18 protein-coding genes and 1 tRNA gene are annotated in these 24704 nt (G+C 37.3%); 5 read left to right on the top strand and 14 right to left on the bottom strand.

The window, feature by feature from the left end:
- Positions 1 to 3 precede the first annotated feature (3 nt).
- Positions 4 to 1188, bottom strand: coding sequence for a hypothetical protein (locus ACFINS_RS01070; protein ID WP_375612223.1), 1185 nt, complete (start codon positions 1186 to 1188; stop codon positions 4 to 6).
- A 307-nt stretch (positions 1189 to 1495) separates the two neighbouring features.
- On the opposite strand from ACFINS_RS01070, the gene tsaD reads away from it, so the two are divergent.
- The 3 genes from tsaD (at position 1496) to ACFINS_RS01055 (ending at position 5287) form a co-directional block, all read left to right on the top strand.
- Positions 1496 to 2590, top strand: coding sequence for a tRNA (adenosine(37)-N6)-threonylcarbamoyltransferase complex transferase subunit TsaD (gene tsaD, locus ACFINS_RS01065; protein WP_375705769.1), 1095 nt, complete (start codon positions 1496 to 1498; stop codon positions 2588 to 2590).
- Positions 2591 to 3267: 677 nt separating this feature from the next.
- The gene (locus ACFINS_RS01060; protein WP_375612221.1) at positions 3268 to 3702 is read left to right on the top strand and encodes an EVE domain-containing protein; all 435 of its coding nucleotides are present in this window, start codon (positions 3268 to 3270) and stop codon (positions 3700 to 3702) included.
- A 904-nt stretch (positions 3703 to 4606) separates the two neighbouring features.
- On the top strand, positions 4607 to 5287 hold the full coding sequence (locus tag ACFINS_RS01055) for a response regulator transcription factor (RefSeq protein WP_375700944.1): 681 nt from the start codon (positions 4607 to 4609) through the stop codon (positions 5285 to 5287).
- A gap of 897 nt (positions 5288 to 6184) precedes the next feature.
- Here the strand turns inward: ACFINS_RS01055 and ACFINS_RS01050 are convergent.
- The 5 genes from ACFINS_RS01050 to argH all read right to left on the bottom strand — a co-directional run bounded on the left by ACFINS_RS01050 (position 6185) and on the right by argH (position 12654).
- Positions 6185 to 6955 (bottom strand): class I SAM-dependent methyltransferase, encoded by a 771-nt coding sequence (locus tag ACFINS_RS01050; protein ID WP_375612730.1) that lies wholly within the window; start codon positions 6953 to 6955, stop codon positions 6185 to 6187.
- Positions 6956 to 7177: 222 nt separating this feature from the next.
- Positions 7178 to 9607 (bottom strand): TIGR02302 family protein, encoded by a 2430-nt coding sequence (locus tag ACFINS_RS01045; protein ID WP_375628587.1) that lies wholly within the window; start codon positions 9605 to 9607, stop codon positions 7178 to 7180.
- 126 nt (positions 9608 to 9733) lie between these two features.
- On the bottom strand, positions 9734 to 11014 hold the full coding sequence (gene lysA / locus ACFINS_RS01040) for a diaminopimelate decarboxylase (protein ID WP_375705768.1): 1281 nt from the start codon (positions 11012 to 11014) through the stop codon (positions 9734 to 9736).
- Between the two features lie 8 nt (positions 11015 to 11022).
- On the bottom strand, positions 11023 to 11202 hold the full coding sequence (locus tag ACFINS_RS01035) for an LPS translocon maturation chaperone LptM (RefSeq protein ID WP_375645305.1): 180 nt from the start codon (positions 11200 to 11202) through the stop codon (positions 11023 to 11025).
- Between the two features lie 51 nt (positions 11203 to 11253).
- Positions 11254 to 12654 carry an argininosuccinate lyase gene (argH, locus tag ACFINS_RS01030; RefSeq protein ID WP_375612215.1) on the bottom strand — a complete coding sequence of 467 codons (1401 nt, stop codon included), beginning with the start codon at positions 12652 to 12654 and terminating at the stop codon, positions 11254 to 11256.
- Positions 12655 to 12686: 32 nt separating this feature from the next.
- Between argH and ACFINS_RS01025 the strand changes: the two genes are divergently transcribed.
- Positions 12687 to 13382 (top strand): TlpA disulfide reductase family protein, encoded by a 696-nt coding sequence (locus ACFINS_RS01025; RefSeq protein WP_375705767.1) that lies wholly within the window; start codon positions 12687 to 12689, stop codon positions 13380 to 13382.
- A gap of 2 nt (positions 13383 to 13384) precedes the next feature.
- On the opposite strand, the gene ACFINS_RS01020 is transcribed toward ACFINS_RS01025, so the two are convergent.
- From ACFINS_RS01020 to ACFINS_RS00990, 7 genes are all read right to left on the bottom strand, one after another.
- On the bottom strand, positions 13385 to 13861 hold the full coding sequence (locus ACFINS_RS01020; protein WP_273790302.1) for a YaiI/YqxD family protein: 477 nt from the start codon (positions 13859 to 13861) through the stop codon (positions 13385 to 13387).
- Positions 13862 to 13891: 30 nt separating this feature from the next.
- Positions 13892 to 14746 carry a YihY/virulence factor BrkB family protein gene (locus ACFINS_RS01015; protein WP_375612213.1) on the bottom strand — a complete coding sequence of 285 codons (855 nt, stop codon included), beginning with the start codon at positions 14744 to 14746 and terminating at the stop codon, positions 13892 to 13894.
- A gap of 410 nt (positions 14747 to 15156) precedes the next feature.
- Complete coding sequence (locus tag ACFINS_RS01010; protein WP_375628578.1) at positions 15157 to 16086, bottom strand: prephenate/arogenate dehydrogenase family protein; 930 nt, start codon at positions 16084 to 16086, stop codon at positions 15157 to 15159.
- 1958 nt (positions 16087 to 18044) lie between these two features.
- Entirely contained in the window at positions 18045 to 19085 is a 1041-nt protein-coding gene (gene holA / locus ACFINS_RS01005) for a DNA polymerase III subunit delta (RefSeq protein WP_375612211.1), read from the bottom strand.
- Between the two features lie 4 nt (positions 19086 to 19089).
- Entirely contained in the window at positions 19090 to 19884 is a 795-nt protein-coding gene (locus ACFINS_RS01000) for an ABC transporter ATP-binding protein (protein WP_375618340.1), read from the bottom strand.
- Positions 19877 to 20773, bottom strand: coding sequence for an ABC transporter permease (locus ACFINS_RS00995; protein ID WP_375639923.1), 897 nt, complete (start codon positions 20771 to 20773; stop codon positions 19877 to 19879). The genes ACFINS_RS01000 and ACFINS_RS00995 overlap by 8 nt, the downstream gene beginning before the upstream one ends.
- A gap of 63 nt (positions 20774 to 20836) precedes the next feature.
- Positions 20837 to 21814, bottom strand: a complete 978-nt coding sequence (locus ACFINS_RS00990; RefSeq protein ID WP_273790096.1) for an ABC transporter substrate-binding protein — start codon at positions 21812 to 21814, stop codon at positions 20837 to 20839.
- A 186-nt stretch (positions 21815 to 22000) separates the two neighbouring features.
- On the opposite strand from ACFINS_RS00990, the gene ACFINS_RS00985 reads away from it, so the two are divergent.
- Positions 22001 to 22075, top strand: a tRNA-Gly gene (locus ACFINS_RS00985).
- Positions 22076 to 23739: 1664 nt separating this feature from the next.
- Here the strand turns inward: ACFINS_RS00985 and thiD are convergent.
- Complete coding sequence (thiD, locus tag ACFINS_RS00980; protein ID WP_375648877.1) at positions 23740 to 24594, bottom strand: bifunctional hydroxymethylpyrimidine kinase/phosphomethylpyrimidine kinase; 855 nt, start codon at positions 24592 to 24594, stop codon at positions 23740 to 23742.
- Between the last annotated feature and the right edge of the window lie 110 nt (positions 24595 to 24704).

Below are 24704 nucleotides of genomic sequence, written 5' to 3'. Positions count from 1 at the left end.
TATTTACATCTTTGTTGCTTTAAAAGATCCTTGTTGCACAGACAATAACAATTGCTGCAACAACTGTTGAATAGCAATATGTCTTTCAAGCTGCTTAACAAAATCCATTGAAACATCTTTTGCACTTTGGGGCAATGATTGCCATTCGCTCAAAGCCTTTTCGTAATCACCAGCTTGAATGGCAACTTCCATGCGTGCCGCAATAGCCCCCAGCGTTGTCCCTTCAACATTTCCAATCGGTCGCGAAACAATGAGCCCTTTTATCCACGCTAAAATTCGGTCAAAAAAACCAGCATCTGACGCAACAAGATTTTGCGTACCAACAATTGCATCAGCAACATGAGCAAAATCAACTGAAAGTTGTGCTGAACTTGGAAGACCCACAGTAGCTGTTTTTTGCAACACATCAAGTCCATTAATCGAAGGCGATAATTGTTGTAACAGCTTTAATTCATTATTATAAGATCCACCACGCTCTACAGCATTTTTTAATGAACTAATTGCAGTAAAGAGCGCGGTATCTATTTCTTTTTTCTCACTATTTTTAACAGCAGTTTCTTCCTGTAGTGCTTCTAACTGTTGTTTTAACGCAGCAAGATCATTTGCATTGCTCTGCCCAACAGACAAAGCCGTCTCTATCTCTTTCGACTTTCTAACAAAAGTTTGTACAGTTTCTTCAAGAGCTTTTACTTTTTCCTCTAAAATCGCAAAAGCTTTTTTGCTTTCTTCTTTCGATAGTTCATCATTTTTCGTTGTTTTAAACTGTTGTGATGAAAAAGAAGAAAACTCTGTTTTTAACGTATCAATTTCTTGAAAGACCCGCCTCAATTGTTCCTTTGTGTCTTCACCTTGACTTTTTGCGGCTTCAGCAATCTGCAAAGCTTTTTCTCCTCTAGCAGAATTTTCCACAAAAGGAGAAGGAAAAAAACCAGCCCATTGAAGCCCCATAAAAATTCCCAAAGCAATGAATCCCCCCAAAATCCCAGAAAGGGATAAGAAAAGCCAAGTTGTACTAGAGATACTTTTATCCTGACCTTGCATATTCTGTTCTTCTCGCGCTTGAGATTCTACAGAATTATGGATTTTTTCCTCTGAATCATGGGGAACAGCTTCATGTTCAATAACTGGTTTCTTACGGCGCGTACCAGCATAATGTGGTTTAACTTTTGGTTTTGAAGAATCGACCATCTCTGTCACTTTTCGTGCACACTTTTTTTAATGATAAAATAATAAAATGAAAAAAGTTTTAAAAACGCAGCTTTTCTCAATAATATTTACAAGTATCGCCTTTAATAGACAAGTTTTTAAAAAACATTTGCATTTTATACTCGAAAATACAGCTTTATTTTTTAATCAACGATATCATAAAATTCAAAGAAAATGCCAAAACACATATTTTTCATAGAAAAAACAATTCTAAGAGAAATACTTTGCATCTTTTTCTGTTCATGGTACGCACGCAGGAAAGAAGCTTCAATATAAGGTTTTGTTTAAAATGCGTCTGCTGGGAATAGAAACAAGTTGTGATGAAACGGCAGCGGCTGTCATTGAATATAACAACGAATCAAACAGCCAAATTCTTTCCAATGTTGTTTGGAGTCAAATTGATCACCATGCACCTTACGGCGGTGTTGTTCCTGAAATTGCTGCTCGTGCCCATGTTGAAGTTCTTGATCATTTAATTCTGCAAGCACTAACAGAAGCAAACACAAAATTAAAAGGTATTGATGGCATTGCAGCCACCAGTGGGCCTGGTTTGATAGGAGGATTGTTGGTAGGCGTTATGAGCGCAAAAGCACTCTCTCTTGCCACTGGCAAACCATTTATTGCGGTAAATCACTTAGAGGGACATGCTTTAACAGCCGTGTTAACGCACAACGTCAGCTTTCCTTATTTATTACTTTTAGTTTCAGGAGGTCATACACAAACAATCATTGTTCATGGAGTAGGCAACTACCAACGTTTAGGAACCACTATTGATGATGCATTAGGAGAAGCCTTTGATAAAACAGCAAAACTTTTAGGTCTTCCTTATCCTGGTGGACCAGCACTTGAAAAAGCAGCTTTATTTGGTGATAAAAATCGCATCCCTCTTCCACGTCCTTTAAAAGGTGAAAAACGATTAGATTTTTCTTTTTCAGGACTCAAAACTGCTGTTCGACAAGCCGCAACAGCCATAGCTCCTCTTACAGAAAATGATATTGCTGACATTGCCGCAAGTTTTCAAGCCGCCGTAACCGATACAGTACGTGATCGCGTTCACCTCGCTCTACAACACTTTGCCCACCAATATCCTCTCTCTCATGATCAAGAAAAGCGTTCTCCTGCTTTGGTTGTCGCAGGCGGTGTTGCCGCAAACCAAGCCATTCGCTCTACATTACAAGAACTTGCCCATCAACATGGCTTTGAATTTATAGCCCCTCCTCTTTCCTTGTGTACCGATAATGCTGCAATGATTGCTTTTGCCGGTGCACAAAAGCTTGCACGAGGAGAAACAAGCCCTCTTGATATTGCCCCTCGCTCACGCTGGCCATTAGATGAAAAAGCCCCCCCCTTGATTGGGATGGGTCGCCGTGGAACAAAAGCATAATAAAATTGACGTCCTACACACATCTTAAAGAACGAAGATTTCTACTCAATCCGGTCTATAGATAGTCCGAATTCTCTATCGAGCAGATTCCACCTGCTTCCCACTCACACAATTCACTTAACCCAAAGATCGATACGTAAACCTAAATATTCACCACACATTCTTAAAAACTTCATGTTTCAAAAAACTGCCTTATATCATTACACTTCAAATGACGGTATTTTACAGCATAATAAGACGCACTCTATCCCACAAAGCATAGATATGAATGCCATTCGTTGACCTCATCATCTTTGACCATTTATTCGTTTCATTGTCATTGTAATTTTAAAGCTTTTTAGAACCAATTTTCTTGCTAAATTCTCTCCAACGCAATGCTCCAATGATCCTATAGTAACTACATTTCAAACAGCAGCTGAAAAGATGATTAAGCTTCCACATGGCTGAGCAATTTTAAGTCTATTACTTCGATACACTGATATATTTTTCTGCTACAAGATAAGCAAAATACCTTTATACAACATAAAATATCAATGGAGCGCATTTTTCTATATACAAGTTATTTTGAAATAAGAAATTCTTTACCCCATTTTTAAAATTATCGTTAAGGATATTACGAAAATACTTATAAAAATCCGTATGATAAATACATAACAGTCTATGAAAAAGGAGAACTCATGGCTTATTGGCTTTTTAAATCTGAACCCCATAAATGGTCATGGGAGATGCAAAAGAAAAAAGGAGCTGATGGCGAACAATGGGATGGTGTACGCAATTATCAAGCTCGTAATAATATGCGCACTATGAAATATGGTGATAAAGGTTTTTTTTATCATTCAAATAAAGGTTTAGAAATTGTAGGAATTGTAGAAATATGTGCTGAAGCACACCCTGATTCTACAAGCTCTGATCCACGCTGGGAATGTGTGGACATCCGTGCACTTTGTGACATGCCAACACCTGTTTCATTAAAACAAATTAAAGCTAATCCCAAACTAGCAAATATGGTGCTGGTCAAAGCCAGCCGCTTATCAGTGCAACCCGTGACAGAAGATGAATGGAAAGAAGTCTGTTTGATGGGCAACCTTAAGAGGGAAATGCTTTTATCTTAAAACAATAATTTTTATTCATTAACTCATATAAAAAGATGCTTCATAGCGCAGAAGAATAAGCACAACACCTCCTTCTGTTGAGGTATTCTCATGCTAAATGCATAAATATGATATTTTTTTGTCATTTTTTATCCTGCACTCTTTCTCAATACAGTCTCCTTCCAAATTACACAAAAAACCTCTTTATGATGCATCTTTTCGGCATTGCTAAAAGCAAGGCTTACTCAACAATTATAATAAGCAACACCATGAACATAACACACAGCCCCTTCGCACACAAATGCAACGAAAAAACAAAACTGAACGTGGATAAAAAACAATAAAAATGATCGTGAAATTCTCCTAAACAGTGCATATGTGCTAGGTGTTGCACAATTCTCTTCACACTTAAAAAACGCATCATATTGCGTGTTTATTGTTTTGCATGTTGGACGAGTGCGCCTCATACCGCAGGATTCTCTCATTCCCAACCTGTTTTATATTGAATCAATCAAAAGCTATTTGCTTGCACATTCTAAGCGGAGAAAGTCCCATATAGATAAAAAACGTGAAAGAAAGGACTTAAAATTCCTCCTATGAATCGTCTCAAGTGCCAAGGACTGTCCGCAACACCCACAAGCTGGCAAAGTGAATGATAGTGCCAGCTTGTTTCTCCATAAGCGTAAAGATGATGACACTCAATAGCTAAAACACCTTCTAGAACATAAAAAACGCTTCCAACCAATACGTAAAATACCCTGCAGACGGAATACCTTCTTTTCAGCAAGCAACCATTAGAAATTATAAAAGTTTATTTTTTAGAAGCGCTCTTTTTTAATTTTCCTCTTTTAATTTTTCTTGCATGAAATCTTATTTTTCATGAAACTATATCAATCAGTGCATCAACATGCCTATAAGGAAAAACATGAACCACTATACTCTTTTAATCGTTGAAGACGATGATCTACGCCCTATTTTAGTAGAACAATTGCAAATGCATCAAGAGTTTAAAATTTTCCAAGCAAAAACAGCAGAAGCGGGAATGAGAATAATCCAAGAAGAAAATATTGATCTCACTATTTTGGGATTTCAACTTCCTGATCTTGATGGCTACAAAGCCGTTAAACAATTACGCACCCAAGGATTTCGTGCCCCCATTATCATGATAATAAATTATGATACAGACTGTGATAATATTTTAGATCTTGAAACAGGCGCCAATGATTATGTAACAAAACCCTTTCGCTTTGCGGTGTTATTAGCGAGAATTCGAGCACAGTTGCGCCAATATGAACAAAATGAAGACGCAACCTTTCATATTGGTCCCTATACTTTTAAACTAAGACAAAAACTTCTTCTTGATCAATGCAACAATAAAATCTGTCTCACAGAAAAAGAAGCAGCGATCCTTAAATGTCTCTATCATGCCAATGATAAAATTGTCAGCCGTGAAACATTGTTAGAACAAGTTTGGGGATATAATGAAAATATTGTCACCCATACTTTAGAAACCCATATCTATCGTTTGCGACAAAAAATCGAAAACGATCCCTCCAATGCGCAAATTCTCATAACAGATCAAAATGGTTACCGTTTAAATCTTTAATTCGAGATTTTCTGTTTCAAAAATAATTTTAATATTCTAAATGAAAACAGAAACGAGATGAAAAAACCTTCGCATATAATTCGAATGCTATTACATAGAACTTACTCTTATGACAAAATATATAACATTATGAATAAAAAACGAAATATTCCAACATGAGAACCAAAAACAAAAATGCTTTCAACCCTCACGATATACTTTGTAACTTCTGTTTCACATGCTTTTGTTCTTTCTAAAGTTTTTAATATGTTTCGCATATAAATAATCGTGATATCTTTTAGCAACATTCTTGATCATAACTATCATCTTTAGATGAGTGCTATTTATGATTATTTTTTTCAGAAAACCGCTCCACGCACTGCTTTATCTCACATTCACTAACCTAAATTGAGAGATGTTTTTTATCTTTATAGTTTTCCTCTATTCTTTATGACTTTATCTCCTCTTAAGAGGTTATATAATTCATGATATAACGCTAAATGTTTATCCTAACGATAAAGCCACTGGGCACCACCATCTTTACGCTTATAAAAGAACAAGCCAGCACCATCACACTTATGTTAGATCTTGATGTTGCAGAGGAGCCCTTGATACTTGAGATGGTTTATAAGAAGCATTGTAATCCTTCCTTGTACAGTTTTTACCACCATAAACCATATTATGTAAGATCTCTTGGACTCTGCTATTTTTACGTTTACGAAGATACCAGCATTTTTTTCTTTTAAAATGTTTCCACTATTCATGAAATATGGTTCGGTATATAGATACTTGAGATTTTTATTCACATACCAATTCCACATATTAATGTACAAAAGAATATTTTTTAATTGTAAATGCAAAAAATTGAAATAAGAGAATGCCTCTATATTTGCGATTCTTATGACAATGACAAAATGATTAATTATCTTTATAAATTAAAATATTTCTTGTCTGTGGTGATAAAGCAGGAATAAAAATACGTCGCGACTGACGACGCTGTACGAGCAAACCCTGATAAACACGTTTTTGTGCCTGACACATTAAGAGTCCACCAAAATAAGGCAAAAGATAGCGAGCAAATGGCTCGTAAAAAAATGAGAGCAACCGCGAAAAATACCCCGTAGAGGGCATATAGTGTACAATTTCTTGTATTGGTCCAGAAACAAAATTTGTTTTTTCGAACAAACGAGTAATTTGTTGCCGACTATAGGGTTCGCCATAACCAAAGGGCGTAGTAATATTGCGCGCCCAAAAGCCAGAGCGATTAGGTACAATAACGATCAAGTGGCCATTGGGTGCTAAAACACGCCATATTTCATTCAACGTTTCAAATGAATTTTCTGTATATTCTAATGCATGTACCAATAAAATACAGTCAACTGACGCATCAGGAAGTGGCAAATCTTCTTCAAAAACAAGCGCTGTAGCAACTTGCTCAGAACAAGGCCAAGGCGAAACACCCTGAGAAGCTGGCATAAAAGCAAAACATTGTTGGGCACGTTCACGCAATGTAGAAAGATAAGGAAGTGCATAACCCAATCCCATAATCCGTTTATCCGTAAGATCAGGCCACCATAAATTCAATTGGTCACACAGCGTTTTTTGCACACGCAGTCCAAGTGCAGAAGCATAAAAATCTTTCAGCGTAACGATATCCAACTCAACATACCATGTAGAAACAAATTTCAAACATTACAGATTTTCATATACCAAACCTATATGGACTTCTGCTTTTTTTCCGCAATAGCGAACATTTCAATATTGCATATTTTAAACTTAAATGATTAAAAAATCAGTACAACAGGATGATTATTGCCTTACAAGCACTTTAATCATTTTTTTGGAGATAAACCCCATAGAGGTTCTTCATATACTGTTTTTGACATCAATTAAGAAAAAAGCCAACACTGATTAATTAAAATGAAGCAATCTTTCAAGATAGTTTTTTTCTTCTTCTGAAAGATGCTCTTTACCAAGACGTTTGCGAATTTCATCCAAAATCTGCCGCGTACGCATTTGATCACTTTCTTGTGGGAGTGCCTCGCCTTCTTGTTCTTCATCTGTTGTTGAAGAAAGTGGACGTCCTAACGGATCTTTAGGACCAAAATCAGCATTTTGATCATCTCCCGTTTCTTTAAGTGTTTCGCGCATTTTTTTCAAAACATTTTGTGCACCTTGCCTCAAAGATTCCAAAGCATCAGACTGATTTTGTATAGATACCTGATGATTTCCATTATCAAGAGCATTTTCCGCAGAATTCATTTTTTCTTCTGCCCTTTTCAACGCCCCCCCTGTTTCAAATCCTTGTTCTGATAATTCTTTTTCTAATGTTGATAATTCAGATTGCAATTCAGCTTGACGTTTTTTTAAAGATTTTTTTTGTGTTTCCGGTACATTTTCTCCGCGTTTTTGTTCCATCTCTAACTGATGTGTTTCATTGAGAATTTCTTGCTGACGACGCATTAAATCTCCAAGCTGGTCCATCTTTTCTTTCATTTGTGCAGATTGGCTTTTTTCTCCCTCATTTTGATTGCCTTTTTGCACATGCAAATGATCAAGCGTCTGTTCAACTTCCGCCAAGAGTTGTTCAGCTGCTAAAGAAGAGCCCGTTTTAGCCATTTCCTCAATTAAATTTAGCTTTTCTTGTAATGTAGATTCAGAAAGATTAGGACTTTTTGAGCTTTTAGAATTTTTAGAAACTTGACTATCCGGTGCTTTTTCAGCCAAAGCACGAATATACTCATCCATAGCTTGACGTAAATCTGCCATAAGCCGTTCAATTTCTGCCGCTGAAGCACCGTAACGCAATGCATCACGTAAAGCAGCTTGTGCTTGTTTTAACTTTTTTTGCACGGATTCAAGCTGATTATCTTCAATACCCAAAGCAATTTGCCATAAATAATCCACCACATCGCGCAAATCCTCGTCTGTTTGTGCTAAAGAAAGTCTTGTCCACGCACTTTGTAGAACAATAAAATGCGATGCATTTTGCAACCCCTTTTCTGGACGCACAAGCAAAGCAGAAAGCATATCCAATACACGCTCTTTCACAGAAGCATCAAGAGCTAATAGACGACGCAATTCAACCACTGCGCGTGCAACAGGATTCGAAAAAACACGCTGTGGTAATATCATAACAAAAGTTTTGCTACGCCCTTTCTGCCCCGCACCATCTTCTGCCACCAAAGTAATTTTGACTTGCGAACCTGCCCATGGATGCGCTGATATATCCTGCACCATTCGCATTTTCCCCTTTCCACCACGCGGAAGAAGAAGTTCTATTTCCGGAGCATTATAAAGAGAAGAAGCACTTTTATTCTGAGGAAGAAAAGGCTCTATTTCAACAAAAGCCTTTGTCACACCATAATCATCATCCACCACATATCGTAACTCCAATGATCCCGTTAAAATCCTCCCTGGTTTTTCCAACCAATGAATTGTTGGACGCGTGTCCTTAATTATCTGCAAATGCCATTGCTGTTTTTTACGACGTGATGATACAAATAAATTTATTGGATGCTTTAAATGTGTTTCAAAATGAACAATTGGATCATTCAAAGCTGTTTGTTCCGTTTTCTCTGAAAACGAAACTTCCCTCCCATCTTCTACAGACTTTGCTTTTACTGTAATGCCAGCCCCATTGACAACACGCACAACAACATTACTCCCTTCAGGGATTTCTAGTTGTGTTTTCTCATCTTTTGTCAAATAAATCGGTGCCACACCGGTATAAGCAGGTGGTGTTACCCAAGCATCAATCCGCATGAGTTTTTCATCAACGATAGGACGAAAATCAAAGGCATCAGCCAAACGCCCCCCTTGTGAACCAAAAGAAAAACTAAAAGCGCACACAAAAAGAAGAGCACACAAAGCCCTCAAAGCCAAAGGATCATAATCCGCATTATTAAGAGAGATAAATCCAGTTTTTAAATGGTATAATTGCTTTGCCATTCGGCGTTGATGTTCACGCCAAATAACAGCACTAAAATCTTCATCATTTTCAGAACATAAACGATCTGTCTGAATATTCAAAGGCTGGTGTCTAAGATCATTGACGCGTTCAAGGCGGCAATTTACTTCCCGCATTGTGGGAAACCGAAAACGAATAAGAAAAAATAAACTCGCCCCAGCACAAATAAGTATAACCCCAAGTAAGAGCAAATGTGACCAATAGCCCAAAATACCAAAAAGTCCCAACCAGCTAAACGAACAAAAGAGACTAAGAACGAGGAAAAATGGCAACAACCGTACCCACATCCGTTCAAATGAAAGGATCCCCCACATCAAAATGCGCACACACAAAAGCTTCATTGCAAAACCTTTGATGTTTTTATTTTTCATAAACAAGCATTTATCCCCTTTTATCGTGGTGCATTAAGATCATAAACCCCATACAAAACAATTTCTAGAAAATAAATTGTTTCATCAAAGTTTAGTAAAAATAAGACCCAAAATATTTAATAATGCTCAATCTAATTTGGGCTCAATCCAATCTGGAATATGATCACAGCCTATCAATTGTGCATAATCAAGGCGTGGACGAATGACTGCATAACGCGTATCCTGAACCAGAACTTCCGGCACCAAAAGTCGACTATTATAAGTGCTTGCCATCACTGCGCCATAAGCCCCTGCTCCTGTTAACATCAAAACATCACCCGCTTTTAACACTGGTAAAGAACGTTCCAAACCTAAATAATCACCAGTTTCACAAATAGGACCGACAATATCAGCATTAATCAGAGGGGCATCTATTGGTGTTTTTTTCACTGGCATTACATTTTGCCACGCATCATAAAGCGTTGGACGCATGAAATCATTCATCGCCGCATCAACAATAACAAAATTTCGTCCTTCCCCCTTTTTAAAATACACAACCGATGTCACCAACACACCGGCTTCACCAACAATACTACGCCCAGGTTCTAGGATAATATTGATCCCTAAAGGCGCAATATGTTTCTTTACCAGTGCTGCATACTCAAAAGGAGAAGGTACTGGATGCTTCTCATAACCATAAGGAATACCAAGCCCGCCCCCAATATCGATATGGGTTATCGCATAACCATTATTCCATAATTGACGCACAAAATCTGCAACAATAACAAATGCATCTTCAAACGGTTTTAAATCACAAATTTGACTGCCAATATGGAGATCAACACCACACACATGAAGACCAGGCAATTGAGCTGCTTTTTTATATACATCACCCGCCAAAGACAGTGGAATACCAAATTTATTCTCAGACTTACCTGTTGTAATTTTCTTGTGAGTCTTAGCATCCACATCAGGATTAAGGCGTAAAGAAATACGAGCCGTTTTTGAAAGCGCAGCAGCCCGCGCCGATAATTGTTCAAGTTCTGGCTCTGATTCAACGTTAAAACAATAAATATCTTGTGCAAGAGCAAAATCTATTTCTCTCACTGTTTTACCAACACCAGAATAAACAATATTCTGCGCAGGAATACCAACAGCAAGTGCACGCCGTAATTCCCCTTCTGAGACCACATCAGCTCCCGCTCCATTGTTAGCTAAAAGTTGTAAAACTGCTTGATTGGAATTCGCTTTAACCGCATAAGCAATCAAACTCGGCATATCATGAAATGCATTCTGATAATCTTTAAAATGTGCAACGATTGCGCTAGCTGAATAACAATAAAAAGGTGTTCCAACTTCCCGCGCAAGTTCCAAAAGAGAAAGACCTTCAGCGTGAAGCACACCCTGATGATAAGAAAAAAAACGCATAAAAATCCCTATTGTATTAACCGATCAAGAATAAAAGGTTTATCTGTTTTGCCTTGAGAAACAAAAGTTCCTTGTGAAGAATTCACTCCTGTTGAAGGAGGTAACTCTAATGACCCTTTACGCCCACACCCAACGACACCAAAGCCCCCAAAAAGGACAATCATCAACCCCTTTATTATAATTTTCATCTGTCCTCTTTCCTCATCTCGATTTCTTTTTTACCTTTAAAATACAATCACTCAAGCGCTCACGAGACGCTTTTTCCAATACGCAATTTGTCGAAGAACCTCTGAAGGCGCTGTTCCCCCAAAGCTTTTACGACTTTCAACAGATTTTTCAACGGTCAAAACATCAAAAAGTGTCGCATTGATATCAGGACAAATTGCTTGAAGTTCATCTAATGATAAATCATGAAGGCGACACTGTTTTTTTTCTGCCAATGCCACAGCACACCCTGTGATGTGATGTGCTTTGCGAAAAGGAATCCCTAAATTGCGTACAAGCCAATCCGCAAAATCTGTAGCTGTTGCATACCCTAAATCCGCTGCTTGTTTCATAGCTTTTTTATTCACTTTCAAATCAGCAATCATCCCTGTCATTGCTGCTAGTGATAATTCCAAACTCAAAGCCCCATCAAACACATATTCCTTATCTTCTTGCATATCCTTTGAATAAGCAAGCGGTAATCCTTTCATCACCGTTAACAATCCCATAAGTGCACCATTCAATCGACCTGCTTTCGCTCGTACTAACTCTGCCGCATCAGGATTTCTCTTTTGTGGCATAATAGATGAACCCGTTGAAAAAGCATCTGATAAATGAATAAAACAAAACTGTTCACTTGACCAAAGAATTATTTCTTCTGCTAAACGTGAAAGATGTGTTGCACAAAGAGCGCCAGCGCTTAAAAATTCCAATGCAAAGTCACGATCTGAAACACTATCAATTGAATTGCGTGTAGGTTCCCGAAAGCCTAGCGCTTTTGCTGTCATAAAACGGTCAATTGGAAAGCCTGTCCCCGCTAAAGCAGCCGCCCCTAAAGGCGATTCATTCATTCGCTCAAGAGCATCACGCATCCGCGATAAATCTCGACCAAACATTTCAACATAAGCCATCATATAATGACCCAATGTTACAGGTTGAGCCAATTGTAAATGCGTAAAGCCTGGCATAAAGGTATCAACATGTTGTTCTGCGCGAATAAGTAATTGCTCTATCAATCCTTTTAAAGCTTGTGCTATCTTTTGCGTTGCTTCACATACCCACAAGCGAAAATCAACAGCAACTTGATCATTGCGTGAACGCGCCGTATGCAAACGCCCAGCTACAGGACCTATCAATTCGCTCAGCCGCGCTTCAATATTCATATGAATATCTTCAAGCTTTCGTGAAAAAACAAATTTACCGTCTTCAATTTCTTGGCGAATAAGTTTCAAACCATGAACAATTTTTTCATAATCTGATTGTGAAATGATTTTCGTTTGCGCTAACATAGCCACATGAGAAAGAGAACCTTCAATATCTTGTCGATAAAGTTTTTGATCAAAATCAATAGAAGCATTAATTTCTTCCATAATTGCAGCAGGAGCTGCCGCAAACCGACCACCCCACATTTGGTTCTTTAACTTCTCATCTGTCATATTCTGAAAATACCCATCCAAAGGACAAAATTATGATTTTTCAAATTTTCATCAGCGAAAAAAACAATAAAAAAAGGCAACTCTCCCTTGCATTCTTTATCATTGCATTGAGTTTATACGCAACCATAAACTACGATACCAAAAGAGAGTTTTTTCTTTTCAATTTCATTTCAGCAGCACAAGCACAAGAAATAAATACTGATAAAGCACGAGCAGAAAAAATGATGGCGATACGAAAAGCAGCAAAAGGCTTTTTTAGCCACATACGATTTGCTGATACGCCCTCAGATATGAATAAACTCTCTTTCAAGGATATTCTAGGAAAAGAGCACACACTCAGCGAATTTACTGGAAAACCAATGCTGGTCAATCTATGGGCTATTTGGTGTGCACCTTGCCGCACAGAAATGCCTGAACTTGCGCAATTAAAACGTGAATTAGGTGGAGAAAACTTTGATGTCATAGCTATTAATATCGATAAAACTGCTTCTCCTGAAAAAATTCAGCAATTTTTACAGAATATTCATTCAGATAATTTGCTTTACTATCGCGATGAAACAATGGATATTTTCAACAATGTTAGAAAACAGGGGCTCGCTTTAGGACTCCCCATTACATTGCTCATTGATAAAGAGGGATATCTCATTGCTTCTTTCAATGGTGCAGCTCCGTGGGCCAATGACGATGCCAAAGCACTTATAAAAGCAGTCATTAAAGAAGCCCTATAACTTTAATAACCGCGTCTTTTTAAACGTTGTATAACAAGATCCAGTGCTGACAAAAAAGCAGAACGGTCTTTACGAGAAAAAGGACGGGGACCACCTATTATACTGCCCTGTCCACGCAAATCTTCCATCAAATTGCGCATCGCCAAAGCCTGACCAATTGAATTTACATCAAAAATACGCCCCGTTGGCGAAAGACAAAAACCCCCAGCTTGCACAACCCGTGCTGCTAAAGGAATATCACTGGTAATAACGATACTTGCCTCATGCACATGTTCTACAATCCAATCATCAGCACCATTGAATTCACCAGCAACGACCACTCTTTCAATGAGTGCTTCATCTGGAAGGGACAAAGAACGATTTGCCACAACAAATGTCTTAAGCTGATAACGATTCATCACACGATAAACTTCATCTTTTACAGGACAAGCATCCGCATCAATCAACAAAGTGATAGCAGGCTTTATTGGGATATTCATACCTTAGCTTTCAAGCAATAATAAACTCTTTCATTCATCTGAATGTTGCAAATCCTTGCGATAAAACATTATCGCCGCGTTTATTTCTCCTCCCAAAATAAAAATTGCACTCAATATGTAGAGAAAAATAATAGCAACCATAATAGATGCCAACCCTGCATAGGTAGAAATATAATCAAACATCGTTAAATATTGCGCAAAAGCGATAGAAGCCATAAACCATATAAACATTGTCACCACTATTCCTGGTAAAATATCTATAATTTTCCGCCGCCCTGCTGGAAGCCATTTATGAACAATCAAAAGACTGATAAACAAAATAACGATTGCAACTGTATAACGCCATACACGAATAACAGCAATATATTCAGTCATAAAAAAAGAATGATTTTGCATAATTTTGATCAACAAAGGCGCCAGAATCAATAAAAAACTAATCACAACAAGACCAACAGCTCCAAGGATTACAAAAAACAGACTTTGAAAACGACAAAATAACAAACTCCGTCGATCAGTAACACGGTAAGCTTTATTTAAAGCCGTACGCAAAGCCTCTATCCCATTAGAAGCAAAATAAGCCGTTCCAATGACAGAAAGCGTCAACACACCTCCTCGATGAATGGTTAAAACATTAACAATTTCCTGAGATAAAGGCTCTGCAATAACATCAGGCAATAACTGCACCAGTGCTTTAATTTTCTGCGGTGTATAAGTAAAAGCACCTAGAAAACGAGCAAACGATGTTCCAAAAATAAAAAAAGGGAAAAATGCTAAAAGCCCCGATAGCGCAACATGGCTTGCAAAAGCACTCCCACTATCACGCCAATAATGACTTACTGCGTCACCAAAAATACGATAGCTATACCAAAAGATATTTTTTAACAAAACTCAATACTTTCTGGTAAAACTCTTCCTCAGTCTATTTCAAGTTTTATAAAAATCATCAAAACTCTGCAAATAAACATTTTGCAATGTTGCAATATAAAGGTTAATAATCAATACGGTCAAGCCCGACTTTATACGAAAACAAAAACAATAACCCACTCTATGAAGTTCTACAACGACCTCATTTTTTTGTTACTTCTACAGATCAGTAACCTCTTCTGTACATCATATGCCCTATAGAGAGCTAAGCAAGATGATCGTGCACACATAAAACCTTTTAAAGTCATGATTATCTGTATCGGAGCAATCGCCCCTCCTTTTTATTGCAATCTATGACTGAAGAAAGAAAAAACTTCTTATTGATTTCTAGAAAAAACCAACGAAATTCAACAAAACCCCCTTGCTTTTATTCACCCTTTTTTAGAAACACTCTGACGTCCAAAATCAGGAGCATCAATTTCCTGGCCAGCATCAATAATATTGCGACGTACAGCACGCGTACGTGTAAAAAAGTTAAACAGTGTCTCACCATCTCCTAAATGAATTGCCCGTTCTAAAAAAGCAAGCCCTTCACTAAAACGACCCAACATTTCTAAAATAGCATCTTTATTATGCAAACAAATATCTCGCCACATAACGGGATCAGAAGAGGCCAAACGCGTAAAATCACGAAAACCAGAAGCGGAATAAGCAATCACTTCCGAATTTGTTACTTTTTCTAAATCACTCGCTGTCCCAACAGTATTATACGCAATCAAATGGGGTAAATGTGAAACAATAGCCAAAACAAGATCATGATGCTTAGGTTCCATCTTTTCGACACGCGCACCACAAGCTTCCCAAAACGCTGTTAATTGTGCGACAGCAGCAGCATCGCTATCCGCAAAAGGCGTTAAAATACACCAACGATTCATAAATAAATCAGCAAAACCAGCATCCGGTCCTGAATATTCCGTTCCAGCAATTGGATGCCCTGGAATAAAATGAACCGTTTTGGGCAATAAAGGTGCCATTTCCGCAATAACCAACGCTTTCGTAGAACCAACATCACTCACAATCGCTCCAAGTTTTAAATGATCACGAATGGTTTTTGCCACTTCTGCACTAGCCCCAACAGGAACAGAAAGAATAACTAAATCTGCTCCTTCAACAGCTTTTGCATTATCTGTCGTATAAAAATCCCCAAGCTCCAATTCACGCGCTCTTTTCAGGGTTTCTGGACGACGTGTTGCAATAGAAATCTGAGTCGCAAGATTTTTCTTTTTAATCACTCTTGCTAAAGAAGACCCAATCAGACCGATCCCAATGAGTGCTATTTTTTCAAACTGAATATGGAGCATCTTTCACCTTCAAAGATTCTTTGCAAATGGCAATAAAGACAATTGTAAAATCACAATTTTCTTGTTTGTTTGTTCAAGAGTTATGCGTAAAACATTAAAAAATGACAACTAGGGAATAAAGAATAACGCAGTTTACCAATTATCACCTGCGCAAGCTGACAACAGATCACTTTACCTAGAAAACACATAAAAAATAAATGACGAGAAATCTAACATCACGCTCTAAAACTCCCTCTTAATTACTGATCAAAGCGCATCACCGAAACAAAATAAAATGCACTCTCAATTAGGATAACAACGACTCTACATAAAATCCCATCAGTTTACTTTATCTTACTAATTTACTCACAAAAAAACACATCAAAAGCGTAAGCAGACACTAACTCTTCTCCAATTATCCCGATACGTTCATTAATTTGTACATTAGACCTATATAAAAACGTATTGCGCCTCCACCTACAAACATCAACATAAGTTTCGCGAATATTGAAAACACCGTAAAACAACGCATACCAACAGATACCATTAAAAACATTTTCCTCTCCCGATTCCGGATACCATAAATCAAATAAATATGAGAAAAACACGCCCTCTCAATAAAGAAAAAGTTTGATAACAAAAACACCGAATATCCCTTTAATGGAATCACACCCCTCACGTAAAACAGAACGCCCTCAACAGAATAAATTTGGATTATAAATTCATGGGTTTGTTTTAAAAAGCATCTCGCTCCCTAGCCTATCTCATGACAGTGTTCGTAAATGTTATAACTATAAATCTATTAAGCACGACCCTCTTCACACTTAATAAAACACTATCATTATATTTTCCTACCCCCAATGTTGCAAAAAACCTTGGAATTTGAGAGCATTCACTAAGAGGCATTTTTAGTGCTTTCTTGTACAGTTTTTATCCACACGCCCCCCCGCTTATGACGTGCAAAAGACATTGTTCTGATTGATTTAATATGAAAAATAATAAATTATTAATAATAAACAATGGTTAGCTCTGTTTATGAGACACATTCATTGCTAAGATAATCATCTCTGTATCAAACATAAAAGTTTCCCCATAGGTGCTGTGGTTTTCATCATAATCTATTTTGACTTTCTTCTCATCCCATGAAGATTCTTAATTCATACCGATCTGCAAACAATTCATTTTCTTGTCTAAAAGATTCCTCTGGCTCACTATTTTAAGTGATTCAATTAATCTATAATACATTGATTTATAAAAATAATACTTTTTTTCAATTTGAATCATAACTTCGAATACTGTAAAATTCTTCCATCACAAACCCTCTTATCAATTAAAATCTCTTGTCTACACGTCACAAGAAGACATGTGAGAAAAAATGATGAAAAACGCTCTCTAATGCTAAAAACTGTAGCAACATTAGAGGCTAGCAAAGTATATAATGAGTGTCGACTTTCACTTTTATTAAGCGTAAAGATAGAGTTGCTCTATGGGTTTTATATTCTTCACAAGGAACTTTACTTCTACACCATCCATAAACACCGCCGCGAAATAGATATGACGCGCATTGAAAAATATTTCTAAGAAAGCGTATGAATCTACCATACAAGTGTCTTCTGTTGTTTGAGATACTCTGTTTTACATGGGGGTGTTACTCCATTAAGACTCTATGAACCAACTAATATTCACCAAATATCCACACAAAAAAACATCGAATACATAAAATTTGATATGAGCCTCGTATCACTACTCTAAAAAACAGTACTTTACGACACAACAAAATAATAAAACTGTTTCAAAATGGCCTTTTGAAAATAAACTATTTCTTTTGAAGAAAAATTTCTATCAAGCTTTCAAGCTCCTAAAATGCATCCTCAAAAATACAAGTTCCATCAACCTCTACTTGATAGCATAACAGTTTTAATTACTGAAAATGCCTCTGTGGTATACCAAAAATAAAAAATCATTATATTTCTAGGCTGTTAAGCTGCCATCTGGCGTCGTGCAATAATTGTAAGCCCTAACAAAACTTGACGAATGATAGCTTCGCTCAAAAGTGGATTTTTACGACTGTCTAAAACAGCACTCTGAATTCTTTCCATTGCATAAGAAATTTGTTCTAATTTCCAATATTTTAAAGCTTGTTCAACGACCTTTTTCCGTTGAAAAAAAATGGGAGGACGAGCTTCAGAAACCACCGTAAAAGACGATTTTCCTTCAACCTCTACCTGATAACGCAATAGCTGTAATTGCTGAAAATGCCTTTGAGCTGTACTCAAAATTAAAAAAAGTGCCCCCTGCACTGCTGCATGTCGGTTAAAATGCGCTTCAAAGCCTGATATATCGCCCAATAAAAGAGCATCAATGACTTCATCTTGAGAAAGAGCACTGACATCGCTTACAACAGCTTTCACATCTTCAAGAGTAATATGAACATTTGCAGCGTAAAGACAAAGCTTTTCTAATTCACCTCGTGATACAAGGCGATCCGCCCCTAAACATTCATGCAACCATCTACGTGCATCTAAAGAAAGAGTCTTCTTAAACTGTCCTAAAACCTCATCAATCAAACCGTCAAGAGACCGCATATCATCGGCAAAACAGGGTAAAGCCATCGCTTTTGATGCTGTTTCAACAGCATTGCGCAACCCTGTTCCTTTTTTTAAATCCCCTGCCTCAATGAGAATAAAACAAGCTTCTGGTGGTTTCTCAATTAAAAGTTTTAAGGCAGCAAGAAAACCTTTTTGGTTAGCAGCATTAGAGATCCATATCAAACGATCTCCCCCAAAAAGCGATAACGTACGCGCTTCATTTTCTAAACGTGCAGGATCTTTATCAATTTCAGCAGCATCCAAACGAATTGTCGAAAATGGATCTTCTATTGCTACCCGTGTAAGTTTTGCAAAACATTGTGCACGCTCACAAATAAGACCACGATCTGGCCCATAAATGAGAACAATAGGAAAAGCACGTGAAAAACGCATTAGAAACTGATCAACTTCATGTGCTTTTTTCTGAGCCACACTATTAATCCATTAACAGTTCATCATCATCAAGAACTTCCCCGCGAACTTTCTGAAACATGCCAATTAAATCATTGACATCCAAGCCCTTACGCTCTTCATGACAGACATCCAAAATCACTTTTCCACCATGCAACATCAAGGTACGATCGCCATAATCAAGAGCCTGACGCATAGAATGAGTCACCATGATAGTCGTTAATTTTTTCTCTTCAACGATTTTTTCAGTCAACCGCATCACAAAATCAGCCATTCCAGGATCAAGCGCTGAGGTATGTTCATCAAGCAATAAAACATCCGCATGTGCTAATGTTGCCATCACAAGACAAACTGCTTGGCGTTGCCCACCTGATAAACTATCCATAGGATTATGAATATATGCTTCAAGACCAATGCCTAATTGAGCAATTTTCTCTCGAAAAAATTGCCGTTTCTCATGATTTAAAGCCGCACGCAAACCACGACGACTTCCTCGAAGAGCAGCAAGAGCCAAATTTTCTTCAATTGTTAAAGAACCACAACTTCCCTCTAACGAATCTTGAAAAACACAAGCAATCTTTCCAGCGCGTTCACTGACTGATTGCCTAGAAACATTTTGCCCATTGATAACCACTTTCCCTGTTGAAGGAAGCGTAGCACCCGCTAAAACACTGAGCAAAGTTGATTTACCAGCACCATTTGAACCAATAACCGTAACAAAACTACCCTGATCAATTTTCAGGTTAATATCAATTAAAGCCTGTTTTTCCAAAGGTGTTTGCGGTTTAAATGTGACCCCAACATGAAAAAACTCAATCACGTTTATGCCTCCTCCAATAGCGTGGCACAATAAGGGTTAAAACAACCAACAGCGAAGTAATCAACTGAAGATCTGTCGACGTATCAATGCCAATGCCATTTGCTTCAAATGCAAATTGCACCGCCACACGATAAAGCACAGACCCTACAATACAGCTGATTATAATCCAAAAAATATTGCGCGTACGAAAGAGAGTTTCACCGATAATCACGGCTGCCAATCCAAAAACAATTGTTCCAATTCCACCGGTAATATCTGTTGCAATCGCAGTTTGAATATAAAGAGAACCACCAAGTGCCACACACGCATTGGAAAGCCCCATTCCAAAATATATCAATGCTGATGTATGGACACCTTGCGCCGTCGCCATGCGTGGATTAGCGCCCATTGCACGCATAGCAAGACCAATTTCACTTTCCAAAAAGCGCCAAATCAAAAACGCCATAACGAGCAACACAATACCAACGAAAAGAGGACGCACAAAAATATCAGACAAACCAAACAGATTATAAAAGGGGGTTAACGCCGTATCAGCAAGTGCTAAATTAACATTAGACCCTCCCATAATTCCCATAATACGAAGATTAACCGTATAGAGTGCTGACATTGTTAAAATAGAAGCTAAAAGATTCAAAATGCCAAAACGCAAATTCAATAGAGCTGTTAATAAACCAGCCACCATACCTGCACAAAAAGCGCATGCCATAGCTGTCCATGCATTGAAACCCAAGAGAATCAAAACACCACAGACACAGGAACCAAGAAGAAACGATCCATCAACTGTTAAATCAGGAAAATCTAAAACCCGAAATGAAAGATAAACCCCTATAGCAACAAACGCATAAATAAGGCCTAATTCCACAGCACCAGAAAACGCAAATATATTCATGTAAAGACAATCCCCATGAAAACTTAACGTATTTTTATTGTATCAACACTCTATCAATAAAAGTTATTGAATCACTTTTGTTGCACGGTCAATAACTGCCTGCGGAATAACAATCCCTGCTTTTTGGGCTGCTTTCAAATCAATTCGAATGTCATTATTAGCCGCCTGCACAACATCAATATCACCAGGCTTTTCACCCTTTAGAATACGCACAACCAATTTCCCAGCATCAACCCCTACATCATAGAAATTCACACCTTGCGTCATAAAAGGCCCACGCCCGATAGTATTAGCATCAACAGTAAATACAGGCATATTGGCTTCCTCTGAGACCTTTATTGCACCTTCTAAAACAGATAAAATCGTATTATCAGCAGGAACAAAAATAATATCGACCTTACCGATTAAAGCGCGTGTTGCTGCCTGAACATCTGAAGGCTTTGGTGCCGATGAGGGAATAATTTCAATTCCAGCTTTTTTTGCTACATCCTTTAACGTTTTAAGTGTCGAAACAGAATTTGCCTCAGAAGCATTATAAAGATAACCAATTTTTTTCAAATCTGGTTTTACTTCTTGTAAAAGTCTAACACTTTCTGCAACATCTATACGATCAGAACTCCCCGTCATATTACCGCCAGGTTTGGTAAGTGAAGAAACGATTTTAGCTCCGATAGGATCAGAAATTGCTGCAAAGACGATAGGAATTGTTTTTGTTGCCGCAAGCATCGTTTGTGCTGAAGGCGTGGTAATTGCTACAATAACATCGGGTTTATCACCAACAAATTTACGCGCAATTTGCGTTGCTGTTGAAATATTACCCTGCGCTGATAAAAAGGTAAGTTGAAAATTTTCACCTTGCTTATAACCATTTGCTGCAAGCACATCTTCCACACCTTTACGAACAGCATCCGCAGCAGGATGGACCATAATTTGCGTTATTGCAACTTTAACGTGTTTAACTTGGTCATCGGCCTTTGCAACACTGTTCATCATAAAAACAGTTGCAATGATAATCCCTAATATATTTATTCTCTTCAACATTATATTCCACCCCTCTCCATGCAAAAATTAAAAAAGGAATAATCTATTACTGAAGAATTTTCTAAAATCAATCTTTATTTCATTTTATTTAAACATGGACAAAATAAATCAAACTAAAATGATATTTTTTTGTTGCAATTCGTAGAAGCCTACGCCATACAGACAAGACATATATCGAATCGGTAAGCGGGTGTAGCTCAGGGGTAGAGCACAACCTTGCCAAGGTTGGGGTCGTGGGTTCGAATCCCATCGCCCGCTCCATTGAATTTTGTATTTATTCGTTCTTGTATGGAGTTATAGTGTAGCTTGCCAGCGGTTTTTGTATATTTTGCCACTGTAGCTTGCCAGCAGGTTTTGTATATTTTGCCACTAGGTTTTGTACCAATTTATTTTTTTCAAAGAGTTTTTAAGGGGTTCTCAAAGGGTCTTCAAAGACCTTTCAAAGATCATTTAAAGGTCTTTTATGTGTATTGTTTCTTTTTCTATATCGCAGTCGATGATGAAAAATCTCTCACGCTAATTGTAATTATTTTCAAACGAAATAACTGTTTTCACCTATTATTTAGAGTAAATTAAGTTTTTGGGATTTCTGGCACATCATTTGATAATCCTCTTTCTTGAACAAATTCTTATCCAGAATAATCTTCAATACAAAAATAAATTAATAACTTGGTTTATAAAGATAATTTATAATTATTCATATTGAGCAAGCGTCTAAAATATCATAGGATTATCTCATTTCAAATCTCTATACATTAAAATCACTCACAATCATCTGCTCATGCATAACAGGAAAAATTGAGGCATCAATAAAATTCACTTGAAGAAAGGAATAAAAACTCTTCTTCTGAACACTCTGAAATACCAAAGATTATCGCAAAATTGGGAGCTAAAATAGTATAGGGGAGTACCCCTTTCACCTTGAAAACGTAAAAATGGGAAGCATAATAGCTTTATACACTTCATAGAGGCTTTAGACCATTCACGAACGTTATTATAAAATGGATATGACACACTTTGAGAGAAATCTCTTTAAAATAGACATGTGAATTAACAATATAAATGCATTCTATTTTACATGAGGAGCATAACTTCAAATCAAGATAAGGTAACATAAAGTATTGAAACCATCATAGCGCACAATAAAATCAGACCATTTTAAATATTTAATGGTAGCCTCTGCTAAACAACAGAATGAAAATTCAATTTTGAAAAGATTAAACCATATGCTACAGGTCTATTGAAACTCCGATTGTGTAATCGACTACCTTCTCGCTAAAACTTAATCACTATAAATATAAAAACCTTAAAGTCCGCTCTAAATTCGTAAAAGTTTCTAGATCTTGCTGTATTAAATGTTGAAACTCCTCATGGCTACTCATCTGAAACGCCAATAATTTCATAAAGCAGTTCCATAAAAAAGGATAATGACGTTGTAATATCCGAAAAAAATTTACCACATCACCTGAAAGATCATTGATAATTCCATCAGGAAGTATCAATTTCTATTTAGAAAACCCTATCCATGCCGACAAAAACTATGTAAATGTTAGATATATAATAATTTTGATGACGATTTTGGCTCATCCTGTTTTGCCACCAATATAAGAAACAGCGAATATAGTGGATCCGCTAGTTTTAATATCGCCTTGTAAAAGGTTTTTCCCTCTACTCTTTTTGCTATCAAATCCTGATTTTACAATTCCTTGCTCTCTTTTTTATACTCAAAATTGCCTCTGAAACAGGATAGATTAATCGTAAAAAATATATAAAAGAAACAAATTATAACATTTTTTCTTATCCTTCTTAATACAAAATAACTGTTAAGCTACAATGCGCTAACACTTATCAGTCACAAGTCCAAAACTTCATATAATGACGAAACAAATTCATAGAGTGAAGATTTTTCACTATCAACCGTTGTATTAATCTTTCCATAATGCATAAAAATGATGAAGCGGCCCTCGCCCTTTCCCTACTTTTAAAGCATCTGAGGCAGTTAAAGCGCCATGCAAATAATCTTTTGCTTGTTTAACAGCGCAATCCAAAGGTTGAGTAGGTAACAGAGCTGCAATGGCAGCAGAAATGGTACACCCTGTCCCATGATCATGAGTGGTTGAAAGACGAGAAGCTTCAAGTATAAAAAGGTTTTCACAATCACAATAAAGATCTGGACTAGAACAATCGTAATTTTCTGTACTATTTTTGGTCAGCGTATTCAAATGTCCCCCTTTTAACAAAACTGCATGACACCCTAGCGCCAAGAGTCGTGGAGCATATTGATACATAGTCTCTAAAGACCATCGCACTTCACATCCCAATAACAATGCAGCTTCAGGCAAATTTGGCGTGATCAAAGTTGACATCGGCACAAGAACATCACGCATAATTTCAATTGCATCAGACTTTAAAAGAACATCACCACTTTTTGCAACCATAACCGGATCAAAAACAATGAAACGCGCTTTATGATAAGCAAGACGTTCTGCAATAACCTGTGCAATCTGAGCATTTGCAACCATACCAATTTTAACGGCATCAACATGAATATCCTCAAAAACAGAATCAATTTGATCTGCAACAAAAGAAGCATCTAATGCCTGAAAAGAACGCACACCCTGAGTATTTTGTGCAACAACAGCTGTAACCACACTCATACCATAAGTTTTCATAGCTGAAAAAACCTTCAAATCCGCCTGCATTCCAGCGCCACCAGAAGGATCTGTTCCCGCAATAGATAAAATCCGTGGAATAAAAAGTTTATCTTTTTGTAATTCCATCAACCTCTTTCCTTCTGTTTTTAAATATCGGAAAATGAGTTACCGAAAAATAGATGCTTGAAAAAATATAAAGAAGATGTTTTCTCACGTGAATTATATTATATACGAAG

This window comes from Bartonella sp. AA2SXKL (genome assembly GCF_042197205.1).
Classification (GTDB): domain Bacteria; phylum Pseudomonadota; class Alphaproteobacteria; order Rhizobiales; family Rhizobiaceae; genus Bartonella.
Note: the sequence above shows the minus strand (reverse complement) of the source record. Positions and strands in the feature narration are given on the sequence as shown.